Annotated in this window: 23 protein-coding genes; 8 read left to right on the top strand and 15 right to left on the bottom strand. The window is 34.0% G+C overall.

Annotated features, from left to right (window positions below):
• Window positions 1–1,535: 1,535 nt before the first annotated feature.
• The 11 genes from ACSSV5_RS09310 to neuC form a co-directional block, all read right to left on the bottom strand.
• On the bottom strand, window positions 1,536–2,594 hold the full coding sequence (locus tag ACSSV5_RS09310) for a sulfotransferase family protein (RefSeq protein ID WP_454245649.1): 1,059 nt from the start codon (window positions 2,592–2,594) through the stop codon (window positions 1,536–1,538).
• Between the two features lie 73 nt (window positions 2,595–2,667).
• On the bottom strand, window positions 2,668–3,795 hold the full coding sequence (locus ACSSV5_RS09315) for a glycosyltransferase (RefSeq protein WP_454245650.1): 1,128 nt from the start codon (window positions 3,793–3,795) through the stop codon (window positions 2,668–2,670).
• Window positions 3,796–3,799: 4 nt separating this feature from the next.
• Complete coding sequence (locus tag ACSSV5_RS09320; RefSeq protein ID WP_454245651.1) at window positions 3,800–4,321, bottom strand: serine O-acetyltransferase; 522 nt, start codon at window positions 4,319–4,321, stop codon at window positions 3,800–3,802.
• A gap of 28 nt (window positions 4,322–4,349) precedes the next feature.
• Window positions 4,350–5,492 (bottom strand): glycosyltransferase family 4 protein, encoded by a 1,143-nt coding sequence (locus ACSSV5_RS09325; RefSeq protein ID WP_454245652.1) that lies wholly within the window; start codon window positions 5,490–5,492, stop codon window positions 4,350–4,352.
• Window positions 5,492–6,925: a hypothetical protein gene (locus ACSSV5_RS09330; protein WP_454245653.1), complete on the bottom strand. Its 1,434-nt coding sequence runs from the start codon at window positions 6,923–6,925 to the stop codon at window positions 5,492–5,494. The genes ACSSV5_RS09325 and ACSSV5_RS09330 overlap by 1 nt, the downstream gene beginning before the upstream one ends.
• Window positions 6,918–7,379: a hypothetical protein gene (locus ACSSV5_RS09335; protein ID WP_454245654.1), complete on the bottom strand. Its 462-nt coding sequence runs from the start codon at window positions 7,377–7,379 to the stop codon at window positions 6,918–6,920. The genes ACSSV5_RS09330 and ACSSV5_RS09335 overlap by 8 nt, the downstream gene beginning before the upstream one ends.
• A 1,097-nt stretch (window positions 7,380–8,476) precedes the next feature.
• Window positions 8,477–8,797: a GIY-YIG nuclease family protein gene (locus ACSSV5_RS09340; protein ID WP_211066683.1), complete on the bottom strand. Its 321-nt coding sequence runs from the start codon at window positions 8,795–8,797 to the stop codon at window positions 8,477–8,479.
• Between the two features lie 1,389 nt (window positions 8,798–10,186).
• On the bottom strand, window positions 10,187–11,119 hold the full coding sequence (locus tag ACSSV5_RS09345; RefSeq protein WP_454245655.1) for an NAD(P)-dependent oxidoreductase: 933 nt from the start codon (window positions 11,117–11,119) through the stop codon (window positions 10,187–10,189).
• Complete coding sequence (locus ACSSV5_RS09350) at window positions 11,116–11,874, bottom strand: acylneuraminate cytidylyltransferase family protein (protein ID WP_454245656.1); 759 nt, start codon at window positions 11,872–11,874, stop codon at window positions 11,116–11,118. The genes ACSSV5_RS09345 and ACSSV5_RS09350 overlap by 4 nt, the downstream gene beginning before the upstream one ends.
• 27 nt (window positions 11,875–11,901) lie before the next feature.
• Window positions 11,902–12,255 carry a four helix bundle protein gene (locus ACSSV5_RS09355; RefSeq protein WP_454245657.1) on the bottom strand — a complete coding sequence of 118 codons (354 nt, stop codon included), beginning with the start codon at window positions 12,253–12,255 and terminating at the stop codon, window positions 11,902–11,904.
• Window positions 12,256–12,318: 63 nt separating this feature from the next.
• The gene (neuC, locus tag ACSSV5_RS09360) at window positions 12,319–13,473 is read right to left on the bottom strand and encodes a UDP-N-acetylglucosamine 2-epimerase (protein ID WP_454245658.1); all 1,155 of its coding nucleotides are present in this window, start codon (window positions 13,471–13,473) and stop codon (window positions 12,319–12,321) included.
• A 97-nt stretch (window positions 13,474–13,570) separates the two neighbouring features.
• Here neuC and ACSSV5_RS09365 point away from each other — a divergent pair, with 97 nt between their 5' ends.
• Window positions 13,571–14,575: an N-acetylneuraminate synthase family protein gene (locus ACSSV5_RS09365; RefSeq protein ID WP_454245659.1), complete on the top strand. Its 1,005-nt coding sequence runs from the start codon at window positions 13,571–13,573 to the stop codon at window positions 14,573–14,575.
• A gap of 6 nt (window positions 14,576–14,581) precedes the next feature.
• Here ACSSV5_RS09365 and ACSSV5_RS09370 read toward each other — a convergent pair whose 3' ends face one another.
• The 4 genes from ACSSV5_RS09370 to ACSSV5_RS09385 are packed head-to-tail and all read right to left on the bottom strand — an operon-like array spanning window position 14,582 to window position 18,668.
• A complete protein-coding gene (locus ACSSV5_RS09370) occupies window positions 14,582–15,655 on the bottom strand; it encodes a glycosyltransferase family 4 protein (RefSeq protein WP_454245660.1) in 1,074 nt (357 codons plus the stop codon).
• Window positions 15,648–16,628 carry a glycosyltransferase family A protein gene (locus ACSSV5_RS09375; protein WP_454245661.1) on the bottom strand — a complete coding sequence of 327 codons (981 nt, stop codon included), beginning with the start codon at window positions 16,626–16,628 and terminating at the stop codon, window positions 15,648–15,650. Before ACSSV5_RS09375 ends, ACSSV5_RS09370 begins: the two co-directional genes overlap by 8 nt.
• Window positions 16,621–17,763, bottom strand: a complete 1,143-nt coding sequence (locus tag ACSSV5_RS09380) for a glycosyltransferase family 4 protein (protein WP_454245662.1) — start codon at window positions 17,761–17,763, stop codon at window positions 16,621–16,623. Before ACSSV5_RS09380 ends, ACSSV5_RS09375 begins: the two co-directional genes overlap by 8 nt.
• Window positions 17,760–18,668, bottom strand: a complete 909-nt coding sequence (locus ACSSV5_RS09385; protein ID WP_454245663.1) for a glycosyltransferase family 2 protein — start codon at window positions 18,666–18,668, stop codon at window positions 17,760–17,762. Before ACSSV5_RS09385 ends, ACSSV5_RS09380 begins: the two co-directional genes overlap by 4 nt.
• A 601-nt stretch (window positions 18,669–19,269) precedes the next feature.
• On the opposite strand from ACSSV5_RS09385, the gene mnmE reads away from it, so the two are divergent.
• The 7 genes from mnmE (at window position 19,270) to ACSSV5_RS09420 (ending at window position 25,931) form a co-directional block, all read left to right on the top strand.
• Complete coding sequence (gene mnmE / locus ACSSV5_RS09390; RefSeq protein ID WP_454245664.1) at window positions 19,270–20,667, top strand: tRNA uridine-5-carboxymethylaminomethyl(34) synthesis GTPase MnmE; 1,398 nt, start codon at window positions 19,270–19,272, stop codon at window positions 20,665–20,667.
• Between the two features lie 235 nt (window positions 20,668–20,902).
• A complete protein-coding gene (locus ACSSV5_RS09395; RefSeq protein WP_454245665.1) occupies window positions 20,903–21,457 on the top strand; it encodes a helix-turn-helix domain-containing protein in 555 nt (184 codons plus the stop codon).
• Between the two features lie 61 nt (window positions 21,458–21,518).
• Window positions 21,519–22,676, top strand: a complete 1,158-nt coding sequence (locus ACSSV5_RS09400; RefSeq protein WP_454245666.1) for a tyrosine-type recombinase/integrase — start codon at window positions 21,519–21,521, stop codon at window positions 22,674–22,676.
• Between the two features lie 22 nt (window positions 22,677–22,698).
• Window positions 22,699–23,949 (top strand): hypothetical protein, encoded by a 1,251-nt coding sequence (locus ACSSV5_RS09405; RefSeq protein ID WP_454245667.1) that lies wholly within the window; start codon window positions 22,699–22,701, stop codon window positions 23,947–23,949.
• Window positions 23,950–24,032: 83 nt separating this feature from the next.
• Complete coding sequence (locus tag ACSSV5_RS09410; RefSeq protein ID WP_454245668.1) at window positions 24,033–24,383, top strand: helix-turn-helix domain-containing protein; 351 nt, start codon at window positions 24,033–24,035, stop codon at window positions 24,381–24,383.
• Window positions 24,383–24,805 (top strand): hypothetical protein, encoded by a 423-nt coding sequence (locus ACSSV5_RS09415; RefSeq protein WP_454245669.1) that lies wholly within the window; start codon window positions 24,383–24,385, stop codon window positions 24,803–24,805. Before ACSSV5_RS09410 ends, ACSSV5_RS09415 begins: the two co-directional genes overlap by 1 nt.
• The gene (locus ACSSV5_RS09420) at window positions 24,792–25,931 is read left to right on the top strand and encodes an AAA family ATPase (protein WP_454245670.1); all 1,140 of its coding nucleotides are present in this window, start codon (window positions 24,792–24,794) and stop codon (window positions 25,929–25,931) included. Before ACSSV5_RS09415 ends, ACSSV5_RS09420 begins: the two co-directional genes overlap by 14 nt.
• Window positions 25,932–26,006: the final 75 nt, after the last annotated feature.

Genomic DNA, 26,006 nt, shown 5'->3' on the forward strand with positions numbered 1-26,006 from the left:
AAAAAAAGAATGAGGATTAGCCTGTATTCATATTTTTGAGCTGGTATTAAAACCGATATTTTCCGTATTATCGATATCCAAAAATATAAAATAGAATAGAGCATACCAAATTTAGTTATCAACAAACGTTGAAAACTATGCTTAGACCAGCAACAGCCTAACACTTCTCACCCCAAACAAAGCTTAACAATAGTCATTCAAAGATAAACGCAGTGACGATGCTTCGGTATCGGAATGACATTCCCTTGTCATTCTGAACGGAGCCTGCCAACCCCACTTGTCATTCTGAACGGAGCCTGCGGAGTGAAGAATCTCTCAGTGAACCGAACCCCAATACGTGAGAAAGATTCCTCCTGCCGTCGGAATGACATTCCCTTGTCATTCTGAACGGAGCCTGCGAACCCCTTGTCATTCTGAACGGAGCCTGCGAAGTGAAGAATCTTTCAGTGAAATGAAAACCAATACGTGAAAGAGAGATTCCTCCTGCCGTCGGAATGACAACCTGCCGTCGGAATGACAAACCCCTTGTCATTCTGATACCGAAGTCTCGGTAGAGGAATCTTTTGGTGAACCGAACCCCAATACGTGAAAAAGAGATTCCTCCTGCCGTCGGAATGACAACCTGCGGTCGGAATGACAACCGATCGTCGGAATGACATTCCCCTGTCATTCTGAACGGAGCTCGCGGAGTTAAGAATCTCTCAGTGAAATGAAAACCAATACGTGAGAGAGAGATTCCTCCTACCGTCGGAATGACAACCTGCCGTCGGAATGACATTCTACTTGTCATTCTGAACGGAGCCTGCGAAGTGAAGAATCTCTCAGTGAACCGAACCCCAATACGTGAGAAAGATTCCTCCTGCCGTCGGAATGACAAACCCCTTGTCATTCTGAACGGAGCCTGCGAACCCCTTGTCATTCTGATACCGAAGTCTCGGTAGAGGAATCTTTTGGTGAAATGAAAACCAATACGTGAAAGAGAGATTCCTCCTACCGTCGGAATGACATTCCCTTGTCATTCTGATACCGAAGTCTCGGTAGAGGAATCTTTTGGTGAAATGAAAACCAATACGTGAGAAAGATTCCTCCTGCCGTCGGAATGACAAACCCCTTGTCATTCTGAACGGAGCCTGCGAACCCCTTGTCATTCTGAACGGAGCCTGCGGAGTGAAGAATCTCTCAGTGAACCAAACCCAATACGTGAAAGAGAGATTCCTCCTGCCGTCGGAATGACATCCTGCCGTCGGAATGACAAACCCCCTTGTCATTCTGATACCGAAGTCTCGGTAGAGGAATCTTTTGGTGAAATGAAAACCAATACGTGAAAGAGATTCCTCCTATCGTCGGAATGACAACCTGCCGTCGGAATGACAAACGGAATGACAAACCCCCATTGTTGGCTTGAAAATTAATCTTTAACTAAAAGCTTTTTGATTTCAGTTTCAAATTTATCTAAGGTATATTGTCTTGACCATTGGGCGGCTTGGGTTGATAATTGTTTTAGAGTTTTGAGATTTTAGGATCTTACCTGTCAATTACTTACTAAACAACTTTTTTAAAAAACGTTTAGAAAAATTTAAAGCATATTTAGGCTCCATTAAAGTTAGACGTTTTTTTATTCTAGACAATACCTTTAAGTAGGATTCTATTTCATATTGAAACACCTTTTTTTTGCTTATGATATTAGATTTTTGATAGGGTTTTATATTTAATGTTTGCATACCTTTTTTGGCATACTTTTCAACTACTTTAATCTCTTCGTGGTTTAAGGTTTTACTGAAATTTGCTACAGATGAATTTGATACCCCTTTCTCACGCTTTATATTTTGGTCAGCGGAATTTCTGGCTTTAAGGTCAAGCATTTGTGGTTGAAAATCGATATCTAACCAATCGCAAATAGATTTTGTATGTGCTTCAGCATCATTCACAAAGTCTTCGTATCTGATAATTTTTACTTTTTCACTTCCATATTTTGAAAGGGCTTTATAAGAATTTAATACAACTCTATTCCACATCAGAGCATCAATAACAAGGTTATAATCTTTGTCAAGTTTTTTGGTGTCTAAGTTGTGTTTATATACTTCAGGGTTTTCTAATAAAGTTAAATATCGTTTTTTAAGTGATGCAACAACATCGCGTACATCCCTATGAATAATTAAAAGTTTTGATTCTGGAATGAGTGTAAACACTTCTTTAGCGTGAAAAACATTAGACGGTGTTTTTTCGACAAAGAAATCTAAGTTTTTTTCTGTAAGCGCTCGTTGAATAATTAAATGGTAATCCCTGTGAAAAGAACCTGATATTTTTTGATGTGATAAAATATTTTTTAATGGGTTATTTTTTTTCTGTTCATATTGATATAGCTTCTTTTTAAAACTTACGCCGTAAAAAGCAGTGTCTTCTAAAAATTTGAGTTTATTTATATCTGATTCCAGTTTGTTATATTCTTTAGATATATAACTATACGAGTCACAAATGCGAGATTCCCCATTTACACTAAAAGAGTTGTGGTGTGAAGCAAAAATTTTTGATAGCATTGTCGTGCCAGAATGACCAGCACCACCTATAAATAAAGCTTTTATATTTTTTTTCATATTTTTAATTTAACTTTTTAAAAGTTATGATATTTCACGCTCATATTTATTAAAACTTTGCAGGCTTAGAATATTAATTCTCAACCAAAAGTTTTTTAATTTCTAATTCAAATTTATCAAGTGTATATTGTCTTGACCATTGGGCTGCGTTTGAGGATAGGTTTTCCAATTGTTTTGGAGTTGATTTTAAAGCTATTAACTTTTCAACACTGTTTTCTATATTTTCGGCATCTATCAAGATACCGCGATTTCCATTATCTAACATCCATGGCACGCATGAAATTGGCGTCACAATAGGAATACAACCCCAAAACATCGCCTCGGCAACCACTTTAGGCCAACCTTCAGATTGGCTCGGTAAAATGAGAAAATGTGAGTATTTAAGAGTTTTTTTGACGTTTTCTTTGGGCTGATTGCCATGCATAAACGCCCATTGTTCGGCGTTATGGGCTTTGATATGATTTTGTAAAGCGGATTTGAGCTTTCCATCACCATAAAAGTGCAAACTGGCTTCAATGCCGTTTTGTCTGAGTTGATGCACCAGTTGAAATGCCAATTGTGGGCGTTTGCCTTTTGACATGCTGCCCACATAACAAAAATGCCAAGGTTTGGTGTAATCTCTCACAAACAGGGCTTCTTTTTCGTTGTCGTGATAGGTGGCGGTGAAAAAAGCTTTGATATTCCGACTTTGATTTGGCCATTGCCCATAAACCAAAACTTGCATGTTTTGGGTTAAAAATGTGTTGCTTAAAATCCATTTTTGCAAGTTATAGCTCCACGGCTGTTTGGCTTTAGGATCCCAATTGCCAGCATATTTGGCGGTTTTTGGGGTTTTAGGAAAAAATATTTGAACCAAACACCCCAACAAACCCATATTACCTGGACAACGCAAGTGAATATGATCGGCTTGTTTCATGGCTTTGTAAATAGTAAAAATGTTTTTAATTGAGTTGATTATTGCTTTAACAAAATTTAATTTGTTTTTTATGTTAAACTCATTTAGCTTAAAAATATGATTAATTTTAAATTTTATAGGCTTGTTTAAAAGCCCTTTATCATTATTCCAAATTGGGCAGCAAAACGAAAAAGTTATGTTTCCAGATTTATGCCAAATTTCTAATTCATTGACATATGGTGAATATGCTGAATAACTTTTCTCATTTTTTATTAAGGGAGCTGAAGACAACACAAGAAAATTCATTATTTTATAGGTATGCGTTTTTATCAATTTCTTTAACAACTTTTGCGGGAACACCAATAGCAATAGAATTGTTTGGAATTGATTTATTGACCAAGGAATTAGCACCAATGATTACATTGTTCCCTATATTAATTTTTCCAGCTATAACCACATTTGCTCCGATATAAATATTATTGCCAAGAGTTGGTGTTCCTCTTTTTTCTCCTTGACCAGAAACTCCAAGAGTAACGCCTTGAGAAATGTTACAATTATCACCTATTATACATTTTGAATTGATGATAATATTCCCAAAATGTCCAATATAAAATGATTGACCAATATTTACACTTGCAGGAATAGAGATACCAGTTAAAATTTCAATCCATTTTTGCCATATTAAACAAAAAAACAAAATCATTTTTTTAAAAAATACAGGAAGCTTAGACGTGTAAATATAGTTTGCAAAACGGTATTGAATTAACGCCCAAAACCCTTGAGTAAAAAATAGGATACTGAAAAAATTACCGCCGTATTTTTTATATTTCAAATAATCTGATTTTAATGATGATACCATTTTAACTAACTAACTTATTATACATCTCAATATTCTTTTCTAAAAGCACGTTTAAACTAAAGCGTTTTTGAACATCTTTTATAGCGTTTTGTCCCATTTGATGGGCTTCTTTACGGTTTTGTAGCATATAAATGACTTGATTAGCCAAGTCGTCGATATTTAATGGATTGCAAAGCAAACCCGTTTCGCCGTGATTTACCGCTTCTGGTCCCGGTCCTAAGTTGCTTGCTACAAAGGCTTTGCCCATGCTCAAAACTTCTATCCACGCCAGTGGCATGGCTTCCATATGCGAGGGATAAGCACAAACTTCAGCTTTTTCTATTTCTTTGGGAATTTGTGTGTTTTCAATAGACCCCAAAAATTCAATGTCTGTTTCAACAGCTTTAGGGATTTCAGATTTAAGATAAGCCAAATATGAATTTTGCGTGCCTCTTATTTTGGTATCTCGTCCAGCTACAACGAGATGAGCTTCTGGCACAGCTTGTTTGATTTTTGGCATAGCTTTGACGAGCTGTCTTATGCCTTTCTTTTCACAAATTGAGCCTGCAAAAAAGATACGCCCTTTAATTTCTTTGGATAAATCGGCTTTATAAAACATGTTGAGATTGGCAGGATTATAAATCACTTCACCGCGTTTGTCCTCAAAATCTAAATACTTAGCCGTATGGTTGAGCACATATTCACTGACCCCGATGATGTGGTCGGCTTTTCTAAAACTACGGCGTTCTTGAAAGGCTTTCCAAAACTCAACACCGCGGTTTTCAGACTCAGCAAAAAAATGATGACCACCATGCAAACGAATCAAGTATTTTATACTTGGTATTTTGTTGATAAATGCCAAACCCAATTCTGTTGATTCTACAACATCAATAGGTTGTTTTTGGTGTAAACTTTTTATGGCTTTGTTTAATGTTTTATTGTTGAGGTACCAACCCATTTTAGGTGTTTTTGAGCGTTGATAACGATAAATATTTACGCCTTCGTCGTTCTCTACTTCGTCTTTGGCAATATAATTTAAACCTATAATACTGACATCAATTTTATGCTGAACAAGACCTCTTGCCAAAATACGGATAAAAGTCCCAACGCCACCATGTGGAAAACCGTCTTTAGGATATTCTGATGTGAGGAATACGATGTGCATTAGTTTAAATTTTTAAGTGTGTGAGTTAAATTTTGAGAGGCATCTTTATACAAATTTTCACCTATAATTTTATCTCGCCAAAGTTTTTGATCTCGCTTTACATTTTCATCAAATTGATTTATTTTATTAATGACTTTTGAAAAATCATTGACTTGGTTTATCCAAAAGACAGGGTTTAAGTCTTGCATAGATTTAAAATGCTCATATTTATAAATGGTCTCTACATTCCATTTTTTCTTATGTGGTGTCATCTTAGTAAAATCCTTGAGTTTTGGGTTGTAATTTAAATAAAATGCAGGTTTTTTAAACATCGCAAAATCATGAGCCATAGTAGAACCGACATTTACAACGGCATCAGCATGATAAGTTAAACTAACAAGTTGTTTGATATCATTTCGTTTAGGAAATTTAACTGCCCAATGTTTTTGATTATCACTTTCATACCAGTCTGCAGGAGCAAATTTTATATCAGGATACTTTTTTAAAACGGGTTTAAAACGACTACCATCATCAGCCGGTGAAGGTCTTAAAATAATTTGAGGTCGAATAGACTCATCTATTAAAGAAAAATGCGAAGCCATATCGTCTAAATATTCAGGGTCAAAAGGTGATGTCAGTCTATCGTCACCTGAAAAACAAACTATAGGTCTATTTGTATCTAAATTATGTTCATTGCAAAAATCATTTTTATTTTTAATCATTGAAGAATCCAAATAAAATTCAAATTGCGGTGTTCCTGTAACTTTAACTCGATTCAAATCAATTTCTGGGTAATAATCTTTAAATTCATTCATCATATATTCCGACCAAACCATAAAATAATCACTAAAGTAAGGAATCCTCGCTTTAGGCATATTGTCCCATGAATAAATTACTGATACTGAAGTGATATTTAATTGTTTAGCTGCTGCAAATAAAGGAATATTAAGAGCTGAACGTTGATGAGTTGTAAAAACTATATCAGGCTTCTCTTGCTTTAATAAGTTTAAAAAAGGATTTATACTTTGGCAGTTAAGAATTGTTTTGTGATAAGTCTCAGTTGTGTTTTTTATACGAGAATAATCTTTGGATAAATAACTACCGTAAAATTCAACACATTTATAAAATAATTTTTTTGGTAGATTTTTAAATTGACGTCTCCAATTTACTAAAATACTAGGGTTATTTTTGATTTTTGCGTTATAGTGTAATCTGGCATAACACAAGGCTTCTCTATAAAATTTGTGTTGGGGCTTTTCTTTATAAGCTGGAATATTTACTTTTTTGTAGTGATTTGGACTTAGTGATAAATGCGGTTCAATACTTTTATCAAAATTATGGGCCAAGATTACATTAAAATGTTGATGTAAAAACTTTAAAAAATCTGAAAGTAGATAATTTTTTATCCCTGTTCCATCAGGGATTAAAATAAGTATTTTAGGTTTTTTAGACATTTTTTAAAAGTTTATTAGCAATAAAAACTTCAGTCATAGCCATTGAGTCGTAAGTTGCACCAGCTATATGTGGTGTTATAATACAATTATATTTGGAAGTATCTATTTTAAAAATTGGAGATGCAAAAATATTATGAGATATTTCATCTTGAACCACATCTGTGTCTGAATTTGTTTCAAAATGATGATTTAAATCTATCAATTCTTTTTTGAGTTCTAAGTAATTGTATATTTCGCCGTTAAAAACCAGATGATAAGGTTTGTTTGGTAGAGTAAAAGGTTGGTTTGCGTTTGTGTTTATATCTATAATAGCCCGTCGATTATGACCTAAAATATAATGATTACTAATATAGTTGTTGATGTTGTCATGACCTCTATGAACAAGTGAATCTGTCATTTGCTTGATGTTCTCCATTTTGGCTTTAGAACCAATAATTCCCGATATGCCACACATTGATTAGTTAATTTTAATTGCATTACAAATCTAATTATGTTTTTTTAAACCAAAGTTTATACCTGGATTAAATTTAAAATTACTTTTGTTTCAAGTTCAAGCTATTTCTTTTTGTTTCAGGTTCGAGTTTTCTCTTTCTGTTTCAAGTTCGAGCGAAGTCGAGAACCAACTCACATCTCGACTACGCTCGATGTTAAAACAGGGGGAAGACTCGATGTTAAAACAGGGGAAAAAACTCGATGTTGAAACAAGTTTGTTTCAGGTTCGAGTTTTCTCTTTCTGTTTCAAGTTCGAGTCCTTTCTTTCTGTTTCAAGTTCGAGCTATTTTTTTGTTTCAAGTTCGAGCTTTTCATTGTTTCAAGTTCGAGCGAAGTCGAGAACCAACCCACATCTCGACTACGCTCGATGTTAAAACAAGTTTGTTTTAGGTTCGAGTCCTTTCTTTCTGTTTCAAGTTCGAGCGAAGTCGAGAACCACCAACCCACATCTCGACTACGCTCGATGTTGAAACAAGTTTGTTTCAGGTTCGAGCTATTTTTTTTGTTTCAAGTTGGTGTTTTATCTTTTTGTTTCAAGTTAGAGCTTTTTATTGTTTTAGGTTCGAGCTGTTTTTTTTGTTTCAAGTTCGAGCTTTTCATTGTTTCAAGTTCGAGCGAAGTCGAGAACCACCAACCCACATCTCGACTACGCTCGATGTTAAAACAAGTTTGTTTTAGGTTCGAGCTATTTTTTTTGTTTCAAGTTGGTGTTTTGTCTTTTTGTTTCAAGTTAGAGCTTTTCATTGTTTCAAGTTGGTGTTTTATCTTTCTGTTTCAAGTTAGAGCTATTTTTTTGTTTCAAGTTAGAGCTTTTCATTGTTTCAAGTTCGAGCGAAGTCGAGAACCACCAACCCACATCTCGACTACGCTCGATGTTAAAACAGGGGGAAAAGGTTGATGTTAAAACAGGAAAAGACTCGATGTTAAAAAGGGAAAAAGGTTGATGTTAAAACAGGGAAAAAAAAGGTTGATGTTAGAATAAGGAAAAAAAGCTCAAGGTTAGAGCAGGGAAAAGAAACATGATTTTATAAAAAAGTTCATATCTATTATTTGGCTGATTTAAGCTTTATTTTTTAGCTTATAATGTGTATCATTTTGACATTCAGACAACTTTTTTAATTTATCCCAATTTTTATTGATTAAAGCTTTTTTCTTAGCTCTACTCCATTTTTTTATTTTTCGTTCAAACTCATAAGCTTGATTTACATCGTTAAAAGCTTCGTAAAACACGAGTTTCAATGGTTTTCGGGTATATGTATATGAAGTTTTATTCTCTTTGCTATAACAATGTTCATTCCAACGCCTATTAATATTATTCGTCATCCCTGTATAATAGGTGTTATCAGCACATTGAATAATATAAACGAAGTAGGTTTTCATTTTTCTAATTATAATTTTAAATCTACTAAGATATAATTTTTTAATATTTCTATCAAAAATGTTTCAAGTTAGAGCTTTTTATTGTTACAGCTTCGAGTTTTCTCTTTCTGTTTCAAGTTCGAGCGAAGTCGAGAACCACCAACCCACATCTCGACTACGCTCGATGTTAAAACAAGTTTGTTTCAGGTTCGAGTTTTCTCTTTTTGTTTCAAGTTGGTGTTTTATCTTTCTGTTTCAAGTTCGAGCGAAGTCGAGAACCACCAACCCACATCTCGACTACGCTCGATGTTGAAACAGGGGGAAGACTCGATGTTAAAACAGGGGAAAAAGGTTGATGTTAAAACAGGGAAAAAAACTCGATGTTGAAACAGGGGGAAAAGGTTGATGTTAAAACAGAGGATGATTTTTTGATGTTAGAAAAAGAAGCTTGATTATGTAGTTTATGTTTTAGGTTCGAGCTATTTTTTTTGTTTCAAGTTGGTGTTTTATCTTTTTGTTTCAAGTTCGAGTCCTTTCTTTCTGTTTCAAGTTGGTGTTTTATCTTTTTGTTTCAAGTTAGAGCTATTTTTTTGTTTCAAGTTAGAGCTTTTCATTGTTTCAAGTTCGAGCGAAGTCGAGAACCACCAACCCACATCTCGACTACGCTCGATGTTAAAACAGGGGGAAAAGGTTGATGTTAAAACAGGGGGAAGACTCGATGTTGAAAAGGGAAAAAGGTTGATGTTAAAACAGGGGAAAAAGGTTGATGTTAAAACAAGTTTGTTTTAGGTTCGAGCTTTTCATTGTTTCAGGTTCGAGCGAAGTCGAGAACCACCAACTCACATCTCGACTACGCTCGATGTTAAAACAGGGGGAAGATTCGATGTTAAAACAGGGGAAAAAAAAGGTTGATGTTAAAACAGGGGAAAAGACTCGATGTTAAAACAGGGGGAAGATTCGATGTTAAAACAGGGAAAAAAAAAGGTTGATGTTAAAACAGGGGAAAAAGGTTGATGTTAAAACAGGGGGAAGACTCGATGTTAAAACAAGTTTGTTTTAGGTTCGAGCTTTTCATTGTTTCAAGTTCGAGCGAAGTCGAGAACCACCAACCCACATCTCGACTACGCTCGATGTTAAAACAGGGGGAAAAGGTTGATGTTAAAACAGGGGAAAAAACTCGATGTTAAAACAGGGGAAAAAACTCGATGTTGAAACAGGGGGAAAGACTCGATGTTAAAACAGGGGAAAAAAGGTTGATGTTAAAACAGGGAGAAAAGTTGATGTTAGAACAGTGGAAAATGTTGATGTTAGAACAGTGGAAAATGTTGATGTAAAAACTTTAAAAAATCTGAAAGTAGATAATTTTTTATGCCAGTAACATCTGGAATCAATATAAGTATTTTAGGTTTTTTAGACATTTTTCAAAAGTTTATTAGCAATAAAAACCTCAGTCATAGCCATTGAGTCGTAAGTTGCACCAGCAATATGTGGTGTGATGATACAATTATATTGAGAAGTGTCAATATTAAAAATGGGAGAATTAAAAATAGATGCTGAAACTTCATTATAGACTACGTCTGTAGCTACGCCTCTTATTTTTTTAGTTAATAGAGCCTTGACAATGGCATCTTCATCCCAAATTTTGCCTCTTGAGGTATTAATGATGCATGCTTCTTTTTTCATCAGACTAATAAGATTGTTGTTCACGAATTTTTCATTGTTTTTATTTAGAGGAATGTGTATGCTCACAAAATCTGATTTTAAAAAAAGATCCTCCGGATGATTAACACACTCAATATTTTCAAAGGTTTGTCTTTTATCCGTATCATAACTTATAACTTTCATGCCAAAGGCTAAAGCAAATTTGGCAACTTGTTTGCCGACTCTACCTATACCTAAAATCCCCAACGTTTTACCTCGTAGATTATATGTTTTAAATTTATTTCTATCCCAGTGTTTAGAATTTACATCAATTTGTGCAAGATGCAGTTTTCTGTTTATAGCAGTGAGTAATGTCCAAGTATGTTCTGCTGTAGAAGGAATACTTCCTAAAAAATCTACTTCGTTTTTTAGAGAGATCACTTTAATGTTTTTATTTTTACAGTATTCAATATCTATATGGTCTAAACCTGTTGTAGGCGAACAAATAAACTTTAAGACCTTAGCTTTTTTTAGTATTTTATCATTTAGTATAACCCCTAATCTTATAAATAAAATATCTACAGTTTCAATAATTTCGTTTAGGTTGTTGATATCGGCTAATTGTATGACCTCAAATTTAGATTTTAATAAATCTAAAGCTTTTAAGCTAAAATCTTTTGGTTCAGTGATTACAAGTTTCATAACTCTTTATTTTCCCAAGCTTTAATTAAAACTTCAGCAAGCTTTACGTCTCTTTGTGTATCTATGTTTAATAAATGATCTGGATTCATCACGTAAGCTTTTTTATTTTTTGGCATAAAAGTTTGTTGTTTTAAAAAAGCTTCTGTTTTTATGGCATAAAAGCAACCATTTCTAAAATAAATAGGTTTTAAGTTCTGCCTATGTGTTGATTCATCAGATTTTATCAATGGGGACAAATGACTCTTTTGGTCTAATTCATACATTCTCGCAGGATGCATATCTTCCATTGGTATTACACTTATGACGGCTTCTAAATTTTTATCAATTTCAAAATATTTAATAATCTGAGTAATATCTTTTGGAGACCTAATAGGTGATGTTGTTTGCATTAATAGTATAATGTCAAAGTTATCTTCTAATCTTTTTAATGCATCTAATACAACATCAACAATTGATGAGTTATCTTTTCCTAAATTTTCAGGTCTTAATTGTTTAGTAATTCTTTTTGGATCTTGCTGAGTATTTACTGAATCAAGTATTTCCTGGTCATCAGAATTAACAAGTATTCGATTTATTTCTTTAGAATTTAAAGCGCAATCAACGGCATATTGTATTAAAGGTTTTCCATTAAATTCTTTAATATTCTTTCCTGGCACGCCTTTACTGCCACCACGAGCGGGGATGATGGCGAGGGTTTTGAGTCTCTCGTTTCTTGTTTTTCGTTGATCGTTGTTGGTTGAACGGTTGTGATGCATATCTTTTTATATCAATTACTCGATTAACTATTTACGAATTTTAGTTTTCAAATATCTTTTGGTTCCGTTTATTAATTTTTTTTGTCTTTCAATTCTTTCAAAAATATCATCTGGCACTTCATAGCCTATGCGTTTAGCAATCAAAGCTTGAGTTTCTAATTCACGACAAGATCCAGATGAAATTAATATAAATCTATGATAATCTTTATAGGATTGTCTTGAAGACCCTTCAGCAATATTAGAAGGAATAGATACTCCAGCATCACGCATTTGACCACTCAAATTATATTTTTCAGATTTCGGGAATTTTTCAGTTATCTTATAAATTTCAACAACTAAGTCCATAGCTGCTTTCCAGACTTCTAACTCTTTGTAATCCATGATTCTATTACTTTATGATTGATTTTTATTAAAATTTGTTTACGACCAACGACCAACCAAAAACTAATAACAAATCGTCTTATAAAACTTTAACTCAACTTGAGCTAAAAGATCAGCAATACGTTGACCCGAATCGCCTTGACCATAAATTTTTGATTTTGGAATATCAGCAGCTATTTGTGTTTTTATGGCTTTGGTAATGGCTTGTGTTTCACATTCCACATCCAAGACATTTTGTCCGCGTTGGCGTCTGTTTTGTCTATCACCAATATTGACAACTGGCACGCCAAGAAAAGAAGCTTCTCTAATGCCAACACTTGAATTACCAATCAAGGCTTTGCAGTGGTAAATGAGTTCTAAAAAATCTTCACCACTTAAATTTTTAAAGAAATGCACGTGTTTCAACTCGTGATATTCTCTATAAGCTCTGATGCCCGACGAAGTACCATCAGCACCTGCATCGATGTTGGGCCAAAACCAAAGCGTGGGCAATTTTAATGCATCTATGGCTTTTAAGGTTTCTTCAATCTGTTGCCGACTTTCTTTGATATGCGTTGTTACAGGATGTTGCATCACAACGAGATACCCGTTTTTTAAATCAGGTTCATGACCAACGCCACCGTATTTTTGGTAAGGGTCAAAACTTAAATTTTTGCTTTTAAGTACCGGTGTTGCCAAATCTATAGACGGGCAACCAGTGTTGAACACCGACGATTTGTCTTCACCAAGTTTGATGACACGTCTATAGGCATCATCTGATGACACAAAATGATAGTCAGCAAGTTTGGTGATAGCATGGCGGACTTTTTCGTCAATATTGCCCGTAACTTCTCCACCTTGCAGATGTGCCAAAGGAATGTTCATATAGGAAGCTGCAATGGCGGTGGACATGGTTTCAAACCTATCGGCTACGGTTACGACAATATCGGGTTGTAGATTTTCAAAAACACTTGAAAGTTCTAAAATACCTAAACCTGTGGTTTTTGCCGCAGCTGCAGTATTTTCGCCTTCTAAAACACTAAACACCTTTGCGTCTATTTGAAATCCGTCAGCTTTGATAAAATCAACAGCAGTGCCATAACGCGGTAGTAAAGCAGATGCTGCAACTACAAGCTGAAGCTCAAGTTCAGAATGTTGGTCTATTGCTTTTAAAACGGTTTTTACACGACTATAAGATGGTCTAGCGGTAACAACAACGCAAATTTTACGTTTATTCATAAAAGTAAATTTATTTGGTAAAAATAATTTTTTAATTGTTTAATGGCTAAGGATATCTTATCTTTTTGGCTAATTTTGACTCAAATAAAATTGAGTTATGAAAAAAGTTTTTACCATAGCAGAAGTGGCACAAGCTCACGACGGAAGCCTTGGTATGGCACATGCCTATATCGACGCTTTGGTTAGTCGCGGTGTTGATGCTGTTAAATTTCAAATACACTTGGCTCATGCTGAAAGCAGTATTCACGAGCCATTTCGTGTTAAGTTTAGTCAACAAGATGCTACGCGCTATGAGTATTGGCAACGCATGTCATTTACTAAAGACCAATGGAAAGGCATAAAACAACATTGTGATGATGCAGGTATTGAGTTTATGGCGTCTGCGTTTAGTAATGAAGCTGTAGATTGGTTGGAAGAACTGGAAGTGAAGCGTTATAAAATAGGCTCAGGTGAAGTCAATAATTTGTTGATGCTTCAAAAAATTGCACAAACCCAAAAGCCTGTGATATTGTCTTCAGGTATGAGTTCGTTTGAAGAATTAGATGAATCGGTTTCTTTTTTAAAAAATCAAAACATAGAGGTCTCCGTTTTGCAATGCACAACAGCTTACCCAACGCCACCTGAGGCTTATGGGCTTAACGTAATTCAAGAATTAAAATCAAGATACGGCACTAAAGTTGGTTATTCAGACCATTCTGGAAAAGTATCTACAGGTCTATCCGCGGTAGCTTTAGGGGCTGAAATTGTAGAGTTTCACGTCGCTTTTTCAAAAGAGCAATTTGGTCCTGACAGCAGTTCGAGTTTAACTTTAGACCAAACCCATGATTTGGTCAATGGCATTCGTGATATTTCAACCGCCTTAGACCATCCGATTGATAAAAATGATAATAGTGCATTTTCATCTTTAAAATCTATTTTTGAAAAATCACTGGCGGTCAACAAAGATTTGCCTCAAGGCCATGTGTTGTCATTTGAAGACTTAGAAGCCAAAAAACCAAAAAACCATGGCATTGCCGCTTCTGATTTTAAAAATGTTATTGGAAAAACCTTAAAGCGTGATATGGAGGCTTGGGGGTTTTTGGGTGAAGGTGATGTAGAATAAATATTATTAATTTCTATTCTTTGCTTTGGTTATAATTTCATTCATACCTTCAGACCAAGATTCAAGACTAAATTTGTCTTTTGGAATTTTAGGATGTTTAGGTTGTTTATTCATATATTTAACCATAGCACCTAACCATTCTTTTTCATTGTGGGGTTCATTGATGAGCCAACCATATTCGCCATGATTTAAAACTTCAGGCACACCACCAATTTTTGACGCTATGCAAAAACAACCGCAATGTAAAGCCTCTGCTAATGTAAGACCAAAACCCTCATGACAAAGTGTTGGGAATAAATAAACGTCTGCTTCTTGGTAAATTTTTGGTAAATCTTTATTTGGTATTCTGCCCAAACTTTTAATCCCTTTTCCATGATAAGCCTTGTGATTACCTACTATTTTTAATTCAGTATTAGGAAATTGTTTATGAAACTCTGACCAAATCTCTAGGATAATGTGAAGTCCTTTTTTAGGGCGATCTTGACTGCACCATAAAAATGTGGTCACTTCCCTATTTTGTTTCTCATTAGATGTTTTAAAAATTTGAGTATCGATACCGTTGTTTAAAACTGATACGTGTTTTGGCAAAAGCGTATGGCGTTTCAAGTTATCTTTATAAGCAAGATTTGTCAATAAAATAAGCTCATCACAACTGTTGTTTATTTTTTTCATTACACTTTCATTTTGTATTGAAAAGCCATGAAATGAATATTGTATATAAACTTTACTTCTTTGCCCGCTTTTGATAAGAAAATCATTTAATGCAAATACAAATCCAAGGTTGTCTATGATCTGAATTATAAAACTATGTTGCTTATTTTTTGATATATATGCTTCAAGTGTTTTTATGATATGATAAAAACGATTAGAAAATAATTTATTTCTTAATTTAACAAACTTAGAAACGGTAAAGAATTCGTAGTTAATATCAGGATATTTTTTTTTAACTAAAGGCGGACAAATGATAGTATCAATTTGGTGTTCACTTTTAGTGATATAATTGTCATATAAAGTTGTCCAACTCCCAATGCCTCGATAGGGTATTGGTAAGTGTGATATTAATATGACTTTACTACTCAATTTTATGAATTTTATAAATTAATGTTTTAAGGTATTTATTTTTTAAAAAATTAAACCTAATAAAGTCAAGTATTCTAATATTGACGTTATTTAATATAGGTTCTTTAATTTCTGATAGTTCATTATGAATTTCTTTAAATTTTTCAGCCATCCATTGTTCTTTGTTATTACCAAGATGATAAGTATAATTATAAAAAGTACTTAACCTCCATAAATTTAAACTAAATATATGTTTATCAATATATGAATTCATAATTTTGCCACCCATTTTTAAATTTGTTTTACCAAATTTCTTAAAACCTAATAAACTTTTTTTCCTATATGTAGCACAAAAATGTCCAGCACCAATGGTAGCCTTCAAATTATCTTCTTTAATTATATAAATATAGTAATCTAATTTATTAAATGATTTTTCAATACTTTTATAAAAAAAAATAATATCTTCTTCTCTAGGTGATTTTACAATTTTTATTTTATTTTTCTTAAACAAATAATTTAAATATATATTTTCAGTTAGATATTTAGCTCCTAGTCTATTAGGCGTTGTCCCCACCATTCCCGCTTTAGGAAAATTTTCATAAATATCATAAACCGCTTTCTGCCAGCCATTGGTAAACAATACATCAGCATCAGTAATAGTCACTAAATCAAAATTATGACCAGCAAGGCCTTTGGCAATGGCATTGATTTTGCCAATAGCGGTCGTGTGAATCACTTCGTGGATTTTATGGTCTTGTAATAACTGATTTAAATAGGCTTCAACTTCAAGACAAGAGCCATTATTGACCACACTGATATAGGTTTTATCATGTGTAGTTAAAGCAATACTTTCTAAACACAGTTTTAAAATATCTAAGCCTTCTTTGTAGTAACCTTCTAAATTAGGTAAATATACCGGCACTATCACTTGGTGAAAGTGATCGGTTTTGACTTTATTGTCTTGGTGTTTAGCGGGGTTTGTGCCTTTACGCATTTAATAAAGTATTAATAGTTGATAGATATTTATTTTTTATTAATTTTAAACTGTAATTTTTCAAATAAATATCTTTGTTTTTTTGAGCTCTATTTTTGATAATATCTTTATCCATTTTATAGAAATTCTTTAAAGCATTTTCTAATCCATTTACAATCCAAACATTTTCATTATCTATTAATCTATCTGGCATTGCACCAACTTTTTTAGATATTATAAAACAAGAAGAGCACATCGCTTCTAAACCAGTCAGCGGTCCAGTTTCAGTTTTAGAATTGATTAAAAAAACATCTATTTCTTTATAAAAATTCTGTAACTCATTAAAATTTATATGACCTAAATAAGAAATATTATCATTTTGTTTGCACAATTGTTCTATCTTATTTTTTAATTCGCCATCACCAGCAATAATGAGTTTAAAATGATATTTTATAGCGACTTCAATAATTTCTAAAATACCTTTATCACTATCCAATCTACCAACATACCCAAAATTATAAACATTTTTTTTACTATTAAAATTGATTTTAACTAATTTGTTTTCTAAAGTTGTAGATTGATCAATTATCACAAAATTATGTTGTGAGAATTTTTCTAAATTATTTTTATTTGATGTGGAGTGATGAATAAACAAATCTACTTGTTTAACCAAATCGAGATTTAAAGGACAGCTGCTAATAAAACCAGTTGTTCTGATTACAATTTTTACATTGTGTTTTTTACATAATTTTATAATATCAGAAAGATATGAGCTTGAGAGTTGAACAAAGCAAATGACTACATCTTTATCTTTGATTTGGTTTTCAATAATTTTTAAGTCCCAGTTAAATTTTCCAATCAGCTTAGCATTGATTTTATTTTTAGAATAGGTGACCAAGTCATGTTTAAAACGATTCACAAACCACGAAACAATTGCAAAAAAAAGAAGTATAGGATTGTTTAAATACTTAGCCCGAATTGAAGTTATTTTAGCATTTTTTATTCCAGAGATGCATATTGGATTTTTGGAAACAATGCCAGTTGAAAAAAAAGATAATTCGTAATCTTTTTCTAAAGCTTTAGCTACCAAATTAGCTTCAACATCTCTACCATATATGCCACCAATTGGACCTGTTATCAATACTTTTTTTTTCACGAAAACATTTTTTTTAGTTTTCTTAAAACACGATTTTTTAATGAATAAAAGCGTATTTGTTCTTTAAAAAAACAAGAGTGTTCTATAATTAATTTTCTATAATTTTTGGCTATTTTATCATAAATGTAAAACTTGCCTTTATTAGTATATTCGAAAAAATCTTCATGTATTAATTGGAGATGATTATTTATTAACTTCCAGCTTAAAATAGCGTGTTTAGCTTTTAATTCAGAGGTTAAATCACTTGTTTTGTTATTGGAATTAGTTCTATATAATACATGAGATTTTTTACTGAAAATTACTTTACGAGTATTTGTTAAAACCCTACAAAAAAACTCCCCGTCTTGGTTGATTTTTAAACGTTCATTCCATAAACCTGACTTAATGATTACTTCTTTAGTTACTAAAAAAGAATGTGAAGGAAAAAACATACCTTTTTTACCATAATCTTTTATGAGTAAGTATCCAGGTTGATAATCTTTATAAATTTCTAATTCTTTTAATTTAAAATCATTTTTATGCTCAAACCTTCCCCATTTACAGGTACTGACAGCATAAGATTTTCCTTTTATCAATTTTAATTGCTCTTCAATTTTATTTTCTGAAAATAAATCATCACTGTCCAACCAATTCACATATTCTCCATGACTCATTTTAAATCCATAATTTCTTGCCCCATTACCACCAGGGAGATGTTCGTCAGGTCGGTGATAATATTTAAAACGTTGGTCTTTTTTAACGTAAGCCTCAACCACTTCGTCGGTGTTGTCCGTAGAGCCGTCGTCCACAATGATACATTCCCAATTTTGGTAAGTCTGTGCCAAGACCGAGTCTAAAGTTTCACCGATTAAATGTGCCCGGTTATAGGTCGGGATGATGACAGACACTAAGGGATTTTGAGTCATTGGCTTTTAGTTAATGCCTCAAAATTACAATTATTTTTTATAAAGCAAAGCCTGTAATGTTTTTTAAACTTAAAGATTTTACATCTCAAAACACCTCAACATTTATAGTCCAAACACTCGATGTGAACCCCTGTCATTCCGATACCGAAGCCTCGGTAGAGGAATCTTTCAGTGAACCGAACCCCTTGTCATTCCGAGGGAAACGCAGTGACGAGGAATCTTTCAGTGAAATGAAAACCAATACGTGAAAGAGAGATTCCTCCTGCCGTCGGAATGACAAACCCCTTGTCATTCTGATACCGAAGCCTCGGTAGAGGAATCTTTCAGTGAAATGAAAACCAATACGTGAAAGAGAGATTCCTCCTATCGTCGGAATGACAAACCCCTTGTCATTCTGATACCGAAGCTTCGGTAGAGGAATCTTTTGGTGAAATGAAAACCAATACGTGAAAGAGAGATTCCTCCTATCGTCGGAATGACAACCTGCCGTCGGAATGACAAACCCCTTGTCATTCTACCATGGGAATATTTCAAAAAATATTTAAACCTTTGAGCATTTGCGTAAAAGGAGTTGTTATTTTTGTCGTAAGAAATTAGGCAAATGATTTTAGACGAAACCATTGTAGCTTTAGCTACAGCTTCTGGCACAGGTGCTATTGCTGTGGTGCGTGTTTCTGGACCACAATCCATAGAAATTGTGGATGCTATTTTCAAATCTAAAAGCGGTAAAACTTTAAAACAACAAGCTTCGCACACTTTACAACTCGGCAATATCATTGATCATCAAAAAATTGTTGATGAAGTTTTGGTCAGTGTCTTTAAAGGTCAACGCTCTTATACTGGCGAGCCAAGCGTTGAGATTTCTTGTCATGGCAGTCCGTTTATTCAACAGCAAATTATACAACTCTTAATCCGCAACGGTTGCCGAACAGCCAAGCCTGGTGAGTTTACGATGCGGGCGTTTCTCAATGGCAAAATGGATTTAAGCCAAGCCGAAGCGGTAGCCGATTTAATTGCAAGCGACAACGCAGCTTCACACCAAATTGCGATGCAACAAATGCGTGGTGGTTTTGCTCATCAGTTGAAAGATTTACGAAAAAAATTGTTAGATTTTGCATCCCTAATCGAACTTGAACTTGACTTTTCAGAAGAAGATGTAGAGTTTGCTAATAGAGAGCAGTTTCAAAATTTAGTAACTGAAATACAATCAACTTTAAAAGATCTTATCGACTCTTATGCCATCGGTAATGTGATTAAAAAAGGCATTCCCGTGGCCATTGTTGGCGAGCCTAATGTGGGCAAATCAACTTTGCTGAATGCTTTGCTCAACGAAGAGCGTGCCATAGTTTCTGATATTGCTGGAACCACACGTGATAGCATTGAAGATGAGCTGGCTATAAAAGGCATTGGGTTTCGTTTTATAGATACCGCAGGCATTCGTGAGACTAAAGATAAAATAGAAGGTCTCGGCATCAAAAAAACTTTTGAAAAAATAGACCAATCTCAAATTGTGATTAAACTCTTTGATGCGTCTTTGGTTGAAAGTGATCAATCTCATTTAAAACATATTGTTAAAGAAATCGACAAAATCAAAACCCGATTCCCCAACAAACCTTTATTGATTTTGGCAAACAAAATGGATAAAGTTAGCGAAGAAACCCGAGAGTTTATCAAACAACAGCTTCCTGAAGTTGAGTTTATTTCTGCCCAAACCAAAACTGGAATAGATCAACTCAAAGATGAACTTATCAGCTATGTAGATACAGGCCGATTGCACAATCAAGACACTATCATCACCAATTCTCGGCATTACAACAGTTTGCAAAGTGCTCTTGAAGAAATGAACCGCGTTCAAGATGGCTTAAACACAGGTTTAACAGGAGATTTACTCGCCATAGATATTCGTCAAGCCCTGTATCACTTCGGAGAAATCACAGGTGAAGTAACAAATGATGAGTTACTGGGCAATATTTTTGGGAATTTTTGTATTGGAAAGTAACCACCACAAAACAAACATTTAGAAAACATACTAAAAACTACTATTAAGCCCTTTATTTGGGCTTTTTATTTGAAACAAAAATACTATTTATTTTGTGATGTTATACGTTTATTCGGTACAAATTTGTACCTTTGTTGTACCTTTATGCAGTTGAGGTACAAAAAGCAGGGTTTAACCCTTTTTATTTTGCACTTAATTGCACTTAAATATACTTAATGACATTTAAAGCTATCAAATGAGCAGTAAAATTGAGGTACAACGTATTTGCCAGTATTGTGAGCAGGAATTTACAGCCCGTACAACGGTAACTAAATACTGTTCCCATAAGTGCAGCCAAAGAGCGTACAAAGCCCGTAAACGAGCCGAAAAGGTTAAACAGTCAAATACTGAAACCATACAAATAAAAAGCCAACCTATTGAGCAACTGAAAGCAAAAGAGTTTTTAACTGTTCGTGAAGTAGCCCAATTATTAAACTGTTCAGTACGTTCAGCATATTACTACATTGAAAGCGGTACTATTTCAGCCGTGAACTTGGGGCAAAGAATGACAAGGATAAAGCGTTCTGAAATAGACAAACTATTTCAAAGCAATAACCAACCCCAAACAAAAGAAGCTGAATCGATACAATACGATATTAAAGACTGTTACACTTTAATAGATGTACAGGACAAATACGGAGTTTCTGAAAGTACCTTACAGCAGTTAATCAAAAGAAACAACATACCCAAAATAAAAAAAGGTTGGTACGCTTATGTACCTAAACATATTATTGATGAATTATTGACGTAAAAAAAAAGTTTGTTTCAGCCGTTCACATTTTTCACGGTTTTCACAAATAGCATAAAAGACAATGGCAACAAAAGTAAGTTTAAGACAAAAGAAAATAAGCAAGGGGCGTAAAAGCCTGTACCTTGACTTTTACCCACCGATACCACACCCCGAAACAGGCGAACCCACACGCAGGGAGTTTTTAGGACTTTACATTTTTGAGAAACCCAAAACACCTATTAACAAACAGCACAATACTGAAACCTTGAAAATAGGCGAAAGCATACGCCAAAAGCGTGAAAACTTCTTAAACAAGCCTGAAATTTACAGCCAGTACGAAAAGGAACAACTAAGGTTAAAGGAATTAGGCGAACAATGTTTTGTTGAGTATTTCAGGAAGTTGACCGATAAGAAAAAAGGAAGCAATTATAACAGTTGGACATCTTCATTAAATTACCTTGAAGATTTTACAAACGGCAGTTTGAAATTTGCCGACCTCAACGAAAAGATTTTTGAGGATTTTAAAGAGCATCTTTTGAATACCAAAAGCAAAAGAAGTAAGAAAACAACCCTTTCCCAAAATTCAGCGCATTCGTATTTTAACAAGGTTAAAGCTGCATTAAAACAAGCTTATAAGGACGGTATTTTGCAATATGACCTAAACGCCAAAATTAACCCCATTAAAGCCGACGAAACAAGGCGGGAATACTTGACTATTGAGGAACTGAATAAACTTGTAAAAACCCCTTGCAATGATGTTTTATTGAAACGTGCAGCCCTATTTTCAGCACTTACAGGGTTGAGGTTTTCAGATATTCAAAAAATGGTTTGGGGCGAACTGGAATACATAAACGGGCAAGGGTATTTCCTGAACTTCAACCAAAAGAAAACCAAAGGCGTTGAGGTATTACCAATTTCAGAACAGGCGTACAGCTTTACAGAGGGTACAGAAAACCCAAAGGATATGCCACAGGATAAACCCGTATTTGAGGGGCTTAAATATTCAGCATACCATAACAAACACCTATTTCAATGGATCGGAGCAGCAGGAATAACAAAGGATATTACCTTTCATTGTTTCAGACATACGTTTGCCACCTTACAACTGTTTAACGGTACGGACATTTACACCGTTTCCAAGATGTTAGGACATAAAGACCTGAAAACAACGCAGGTTTACGCCAAAATAGTTGATGAAGCCAAACGAACAGCAGCCAATAAAATTAAACTGGATATGTAACCACTTAAAGCATAAAAGACAAATGATAACAGATAAAATAAAAGCCTTATTTCAATTTATTGAATACCTACACTCAAATATTGAGAACTTCAACCAGTACAACGATTTAATAAAGGAACTGGAACAACTGGATAAAGAACGAAACCAGTTAAAGCCCGAACAGAACTACAAAGACAAATTGCAGTACAACAAAGTACAGGCTGAACTTGAAAGTAAGTTTAAAACCTTGCAGGACAATACAGCTAATTTGATAAAAGCAAAGGCAAAAGAATTGAATGTATGCAGCTTTGAAAACGAACCCCGTTATAATTTTAACGGAACTGAAACCGAAATACGCCAATTAAAAGATAATTTCAGTAATAAGGATTTGCCCGAAATATTCAAACACAAAAGCCAATACCTTGAATACAGAAGCCAAACACACGGCACATTTTTATCCTTACAATTTTTCTTTGATAAACTGGACGAATTAGCCAAAAGCATATTTGACTACTTCAAAGACACCGAACAAAATGAATTTGAACCTTTTGAAACAAAAGCAATAGAAGTAAACAGTATTACAGAAGCAGCACAAAGATTTAATAAGCAAGGGCAAACAAAATTTATATTACCTACACCAATGAATAAGACTAAGGAAAGAATTTTAAACAACCTTGCAGATTTTAACTTTTTTCAAATTGAAGTAATTGCAGACCTTGAATATGAGGGGAAAATTTATAAAGACGTAAAGCAAAGAAACAACGATAGTATTTTAACCCCTGAAAACTGGGATAAGCATAAAGAAACATTCTTTACTCAAAGAATGGCAACTTACAAAGAGAGTTACACACTTGCAGAAAAGATAAAATTAGAACTTTTAAGCCTTGAAAAATTACCAATCAATAAAACGGACTATCAAATATTAAAAGACCGTTACAAGGCGTATTTGAAGCAGAAACAAACCTTACCACCTCAACAAACAACTACCGAAAACGATAATATAAAATACACAGCTAAACACTATGTTTTAGCCTATTTAATTGAATGTAACGCCAAAGGCGAAAGTTTCCCTATTGGGCAAAAAAAGGAATTGGAAAAAATAGGAAGTCAAAGAATTGGAGCAGGAAAAGGACATAGATTTTACAGGGAGTTCAACAATATTACCAACAGTTACGACATAAATAAACCAAGCCACCTTATTGAAATAGGGGGCGAAAATTGGCGTACAATAGTAAAAGACCTTTCAAATGAACCTGAAACAATAGAAGCATACCTGCAAAGTAAACAGCTATGATTTAGGGCGTAAGTAGGGCAACGCCCCGATACGCCCCGAAAAACGCCCCGTCAATTTTGGTGCATAATTTAAAATTAAAGATTATGCACAATTTAGTATTAAGTCCTATTGACCCCGAAAAACTCATAACTGATATTTCGGAGCGAGTTACTGCAAACATTCTTAAAGCAGTACAAAACAACAACCCCACCACCGATCAGCCTGAACAACTCTTAACTATTCAGGAAGCTGCACAATTTTTAAACCTTACAGTACCTACCATTTACAGCAAGGTAAGTAAAGGCGAATTGCCCGTAATGAAAAGAAGTAAACGCCTGTACTTTTCAAGTACCGAACTTATGGAGTACCTCAAAGAGGGACGCAAAAAGTCAAACGCTGAAATTGAGCAGGAAGCAGAAGCGTATTTGTCTAACAATAAAAAAGCCTTGAAGTAATGGAAAACCAAAACAACAAGGCTAATGCTTTTCAGCATAAAAGACAGCCACAAGATACGAATAAAAAGCGGTTAATAAGCTATTTACAGACCCTTTCTAAATTTCCCGAAGTAATTGAGCATAAAACCATTGCGCAAAGTTTTGAGGTATCAAATTACAAAGGAATATTTAAGCAGGAAGCAATACGCAGGTTAATTGAAAAAACAGCTATTGAGCCAAAAACAGCGTCCACACTCACAAAAGAAACGGGAATTAACCAAAAGTACATTTGCCGTTTAAAAACGCAGTTAGTCAATGAAAAACGCCTGTTTGTTGCATACATAGGGCAATGCCCCACTACATTAAGCAGGGGCGTTCAATTTCTTTCAAGTGATAAAAGCTATTTACCAACCACAAAAGCCAATATCAATGAAAGCAACTAAGATAAACCCACAGTTTGACGACTTGGCAAAGGCAGAAACCTTTACTAACCATATTCAGGAATTAACAGTAAAGCCCGAAGCAGAATTACTTCAAGAATTAAGAGTAAACCCTACTGATGAATTAAAACCACCTCAAGCAGCTTGGAAGCAAGTAAGTGATAATGATATTGTATTAGGTACGTTAGGCAATTTCTCATTAATAATAGGAAAAGCAAAAAGCCGAAAATCATTTTTTATCAATATAGCCGTTTCAACTGTACTAAGTAAAGATACTATACTAAATCAATTTAAAGGAGTTTTACCGAACGAACAAAACACCGTATTATACTTTGATACCGAACAAGGTAAATACCACGTTCAATTAGCTTTAAAACGTATTTGTAAGCAGATAAACATTGCTGAACCTAACAACTTACAAGTATTTGGTTTAAGGAGTTTAAAGCCGTCAGATAGGCTTAAATTAATAGAATATGCAATTTATAATACTTCAAATTTGGGCTTTGTTATTATAGACGGTATAAAAGACTTAATAAACTCAATAAACGATGAAGCCGAAGCCACAATGATAGCCAGTAACTTATTAAAGTGGACAGAGGAAAAGAACATACATATTATAACCGTATTGCATCAAAATAAGAGCGATAACAACGCAAGGGGGCATATTGGTACAGAATTAATAAATAAGGCTGAAACCGTTCTTTCTGTTACTAAAAACGAACAGGACAAAGATATTTCAATTGTTGAAGCCCAACAATGCAGAAACAAAGAGCCTGAGCCTTTTGCGTTTGAAATTAACGAATTTGGTTTACCTATAATTGTAGAAGACTTTGAAATAAGAACAGAAACTAAGAAAAATAAATTTGATGTTACCGATTTAGAAGACTTCAAAAAATACCAATTACTTACAGAAGTATTTAGTAAAGGCGATAACTTCACTTATTCAAATTTAGTTATTCAAATAAAATTGGCTTACAAAAAACAGTTTAATAACAAGTTAGGAGATAATAGAGCAAAAGAACTTATTACAGACTGTAAAAATAACGGTTGGTTACTTCAAGAAAAAAGGAAAAGCCCTTACACGTTGGGAGATTACAAAGGTTTACAAGATGAAGAAGATATTTTTTAATGACGGTTTAGTTTAAAGCGTAATATACGCTTTTAAACTGTTAAACCGATAGAGTAAAGAGTTTAATAAACCAGT

The sequence above is a fragment of the Psychroflexus sp. MBR-150 genome, assembly GCF_053628795.1.

Excerpts from the sequence above, each read along its gene's own strand:
- ACSSV5_RS09310 (WP_454245649.1), bottom strand. The coding sequence starts at position 2,594 with ATGAAAAAAAATATAAAAGCTTTATTTATAGGTGGTGCTGGTCATTCT.
- ACSSV5_RS09315 (WP_454245650.1), bottom strand. The coding sequence starts at position 3,795 with ATGAATTTTCTTGTGTTGTCTTCAGCTCCCTTAATAAAAAATGAGAAA.
- ACSSV5_RS09325 (WP_454245652.1), bottom strand. The coding sequence starts at position 5,492 with ATGCACATCGTATTCCTCACATCAGAATATCCTAAAGACGGTTTTCCA.
- ACSSV5_RS09330 (WP_454245653.1), bottom strand. The coding sequence starts at position 6,925 with ATGTCTAAAAAACCTAAAATACTTATTTTAATCCCTGATGGAACAGGG.
- ACSSV5_RS09335 (WP_454245654.1), bottom strand. The coding sequence starts at position 7,379 with ATGTGTGGCATATCGGGAATTATTGGTTCTAAAGCCAAAATGGAGAAC.
- ACSSV5_RS09340 (WP_211066683.1), bottom strand. The coding sequence starts at position 8,797 with ATGAAAACCTACTTCGTTTATATTATTCAATGTGCTGATAACACCTAT.
- ACSSV5_RS09345 (WP_454245655.1), bottom strand. The coding sequence starts at position 11,119 with ATGAAACTTGTAATCACTGAACCAAAAGATTTTAGCTTAAAAGCTTTA.
- ACSSV5_RS09350 (WP_454245656.1), bottom strand. The coding sequence starts at position 11,874 with ATGCATCACAACCGTTCAACCAACAACGATCAACGAAAAACAAGAAAC.
- ACSSV5_RS09355 (WP_454245657.1), bottom strand. The coding sequence starts at position 12,255 with ATGGATTACAAAGAGTTAGAAGTCTGGAAAGCAGCTATGGACTTAGTT.
- neuC (WP_454245658.1), bottom strand. The coding sequence starts at position 13,473 with ATGAATAAACGTAAAATTTGCGTTGTTGTTACCGCTAGACCATCTTAT.
- ACSSV5_RS09365 (WP_454245659.1), top strand. The coding sequence starts at position 13,571 with ATGAAAAAAGTTTTTACCATAGCAGAAGTGGCACAAGCTCACGACGGA.
- ACSSV5_RS09375 (WP_454245661.1), bottom strand. The coding sequence starts at position 16,628 with ATGCGTAAAGGCACAAACCCCGCTAAACACCAAGACAATAAAGTCAAA.
- ACSSV5_RS09385 (WP_454245663.1), bottom strand. The coding sequence starts at position 18,668 with ATGACTCAAAATCCCTTAGTGTCTGTCATCATCCCGACCTATAACCGG.
- mnmE (WP_454245664.1), top strand. The coding sequence starts at position 19,270 with ATGATTTTAGACGAAACCATTGTAGCTTTAGCTACAGCTTCTGGCACA.
- ACSSV5_RS09395 (WP_454245665.1), top strand. The coding sequence starts at position 20,903 with ATGAGCAGTAAAATTGAGGTACAACGTATTTGCCAGTATTGTGAGCAG.
- ACSSV5_RS09400 (WP_454245666.1), top strand. The coding sequence starts at position 21,519 with ATGGCAACAAAAGTAAGTTTAAGACAAAAGAAAATAAGCAAGGGGCGT.
- ACSSV5_RS09405 (WP_454245667.1), top strand. The coding sequence starts at position 22,699 with ATGATAACAGATAAAATAAAAGCCTTATTTCAATTTATTGAATACCTA.
- ACSSV5_RS09410 (WP_454245668.1), top strand. The coding sequence starts at position 24,033 with ATGCACAATTTAGTATTAAGTCCTATTGACCCCGAAAAACTCATAACT.
- ACSSV5_RS09415 (WP_454245669.1), top strand. The coding sequence starts at position 24,383 with ATGGAAAACCAAAACAACAAGGCTAATGCTTTTCAGCATAAAAGACAG.
- ACSSV5_RS09420 (WP_454245670.1), top strand. The coding sequence starts at position 24,792 with ATGAAAGCAACTAAGATAAACCCACAGTTTGACGACTTGGCAAAGGCA.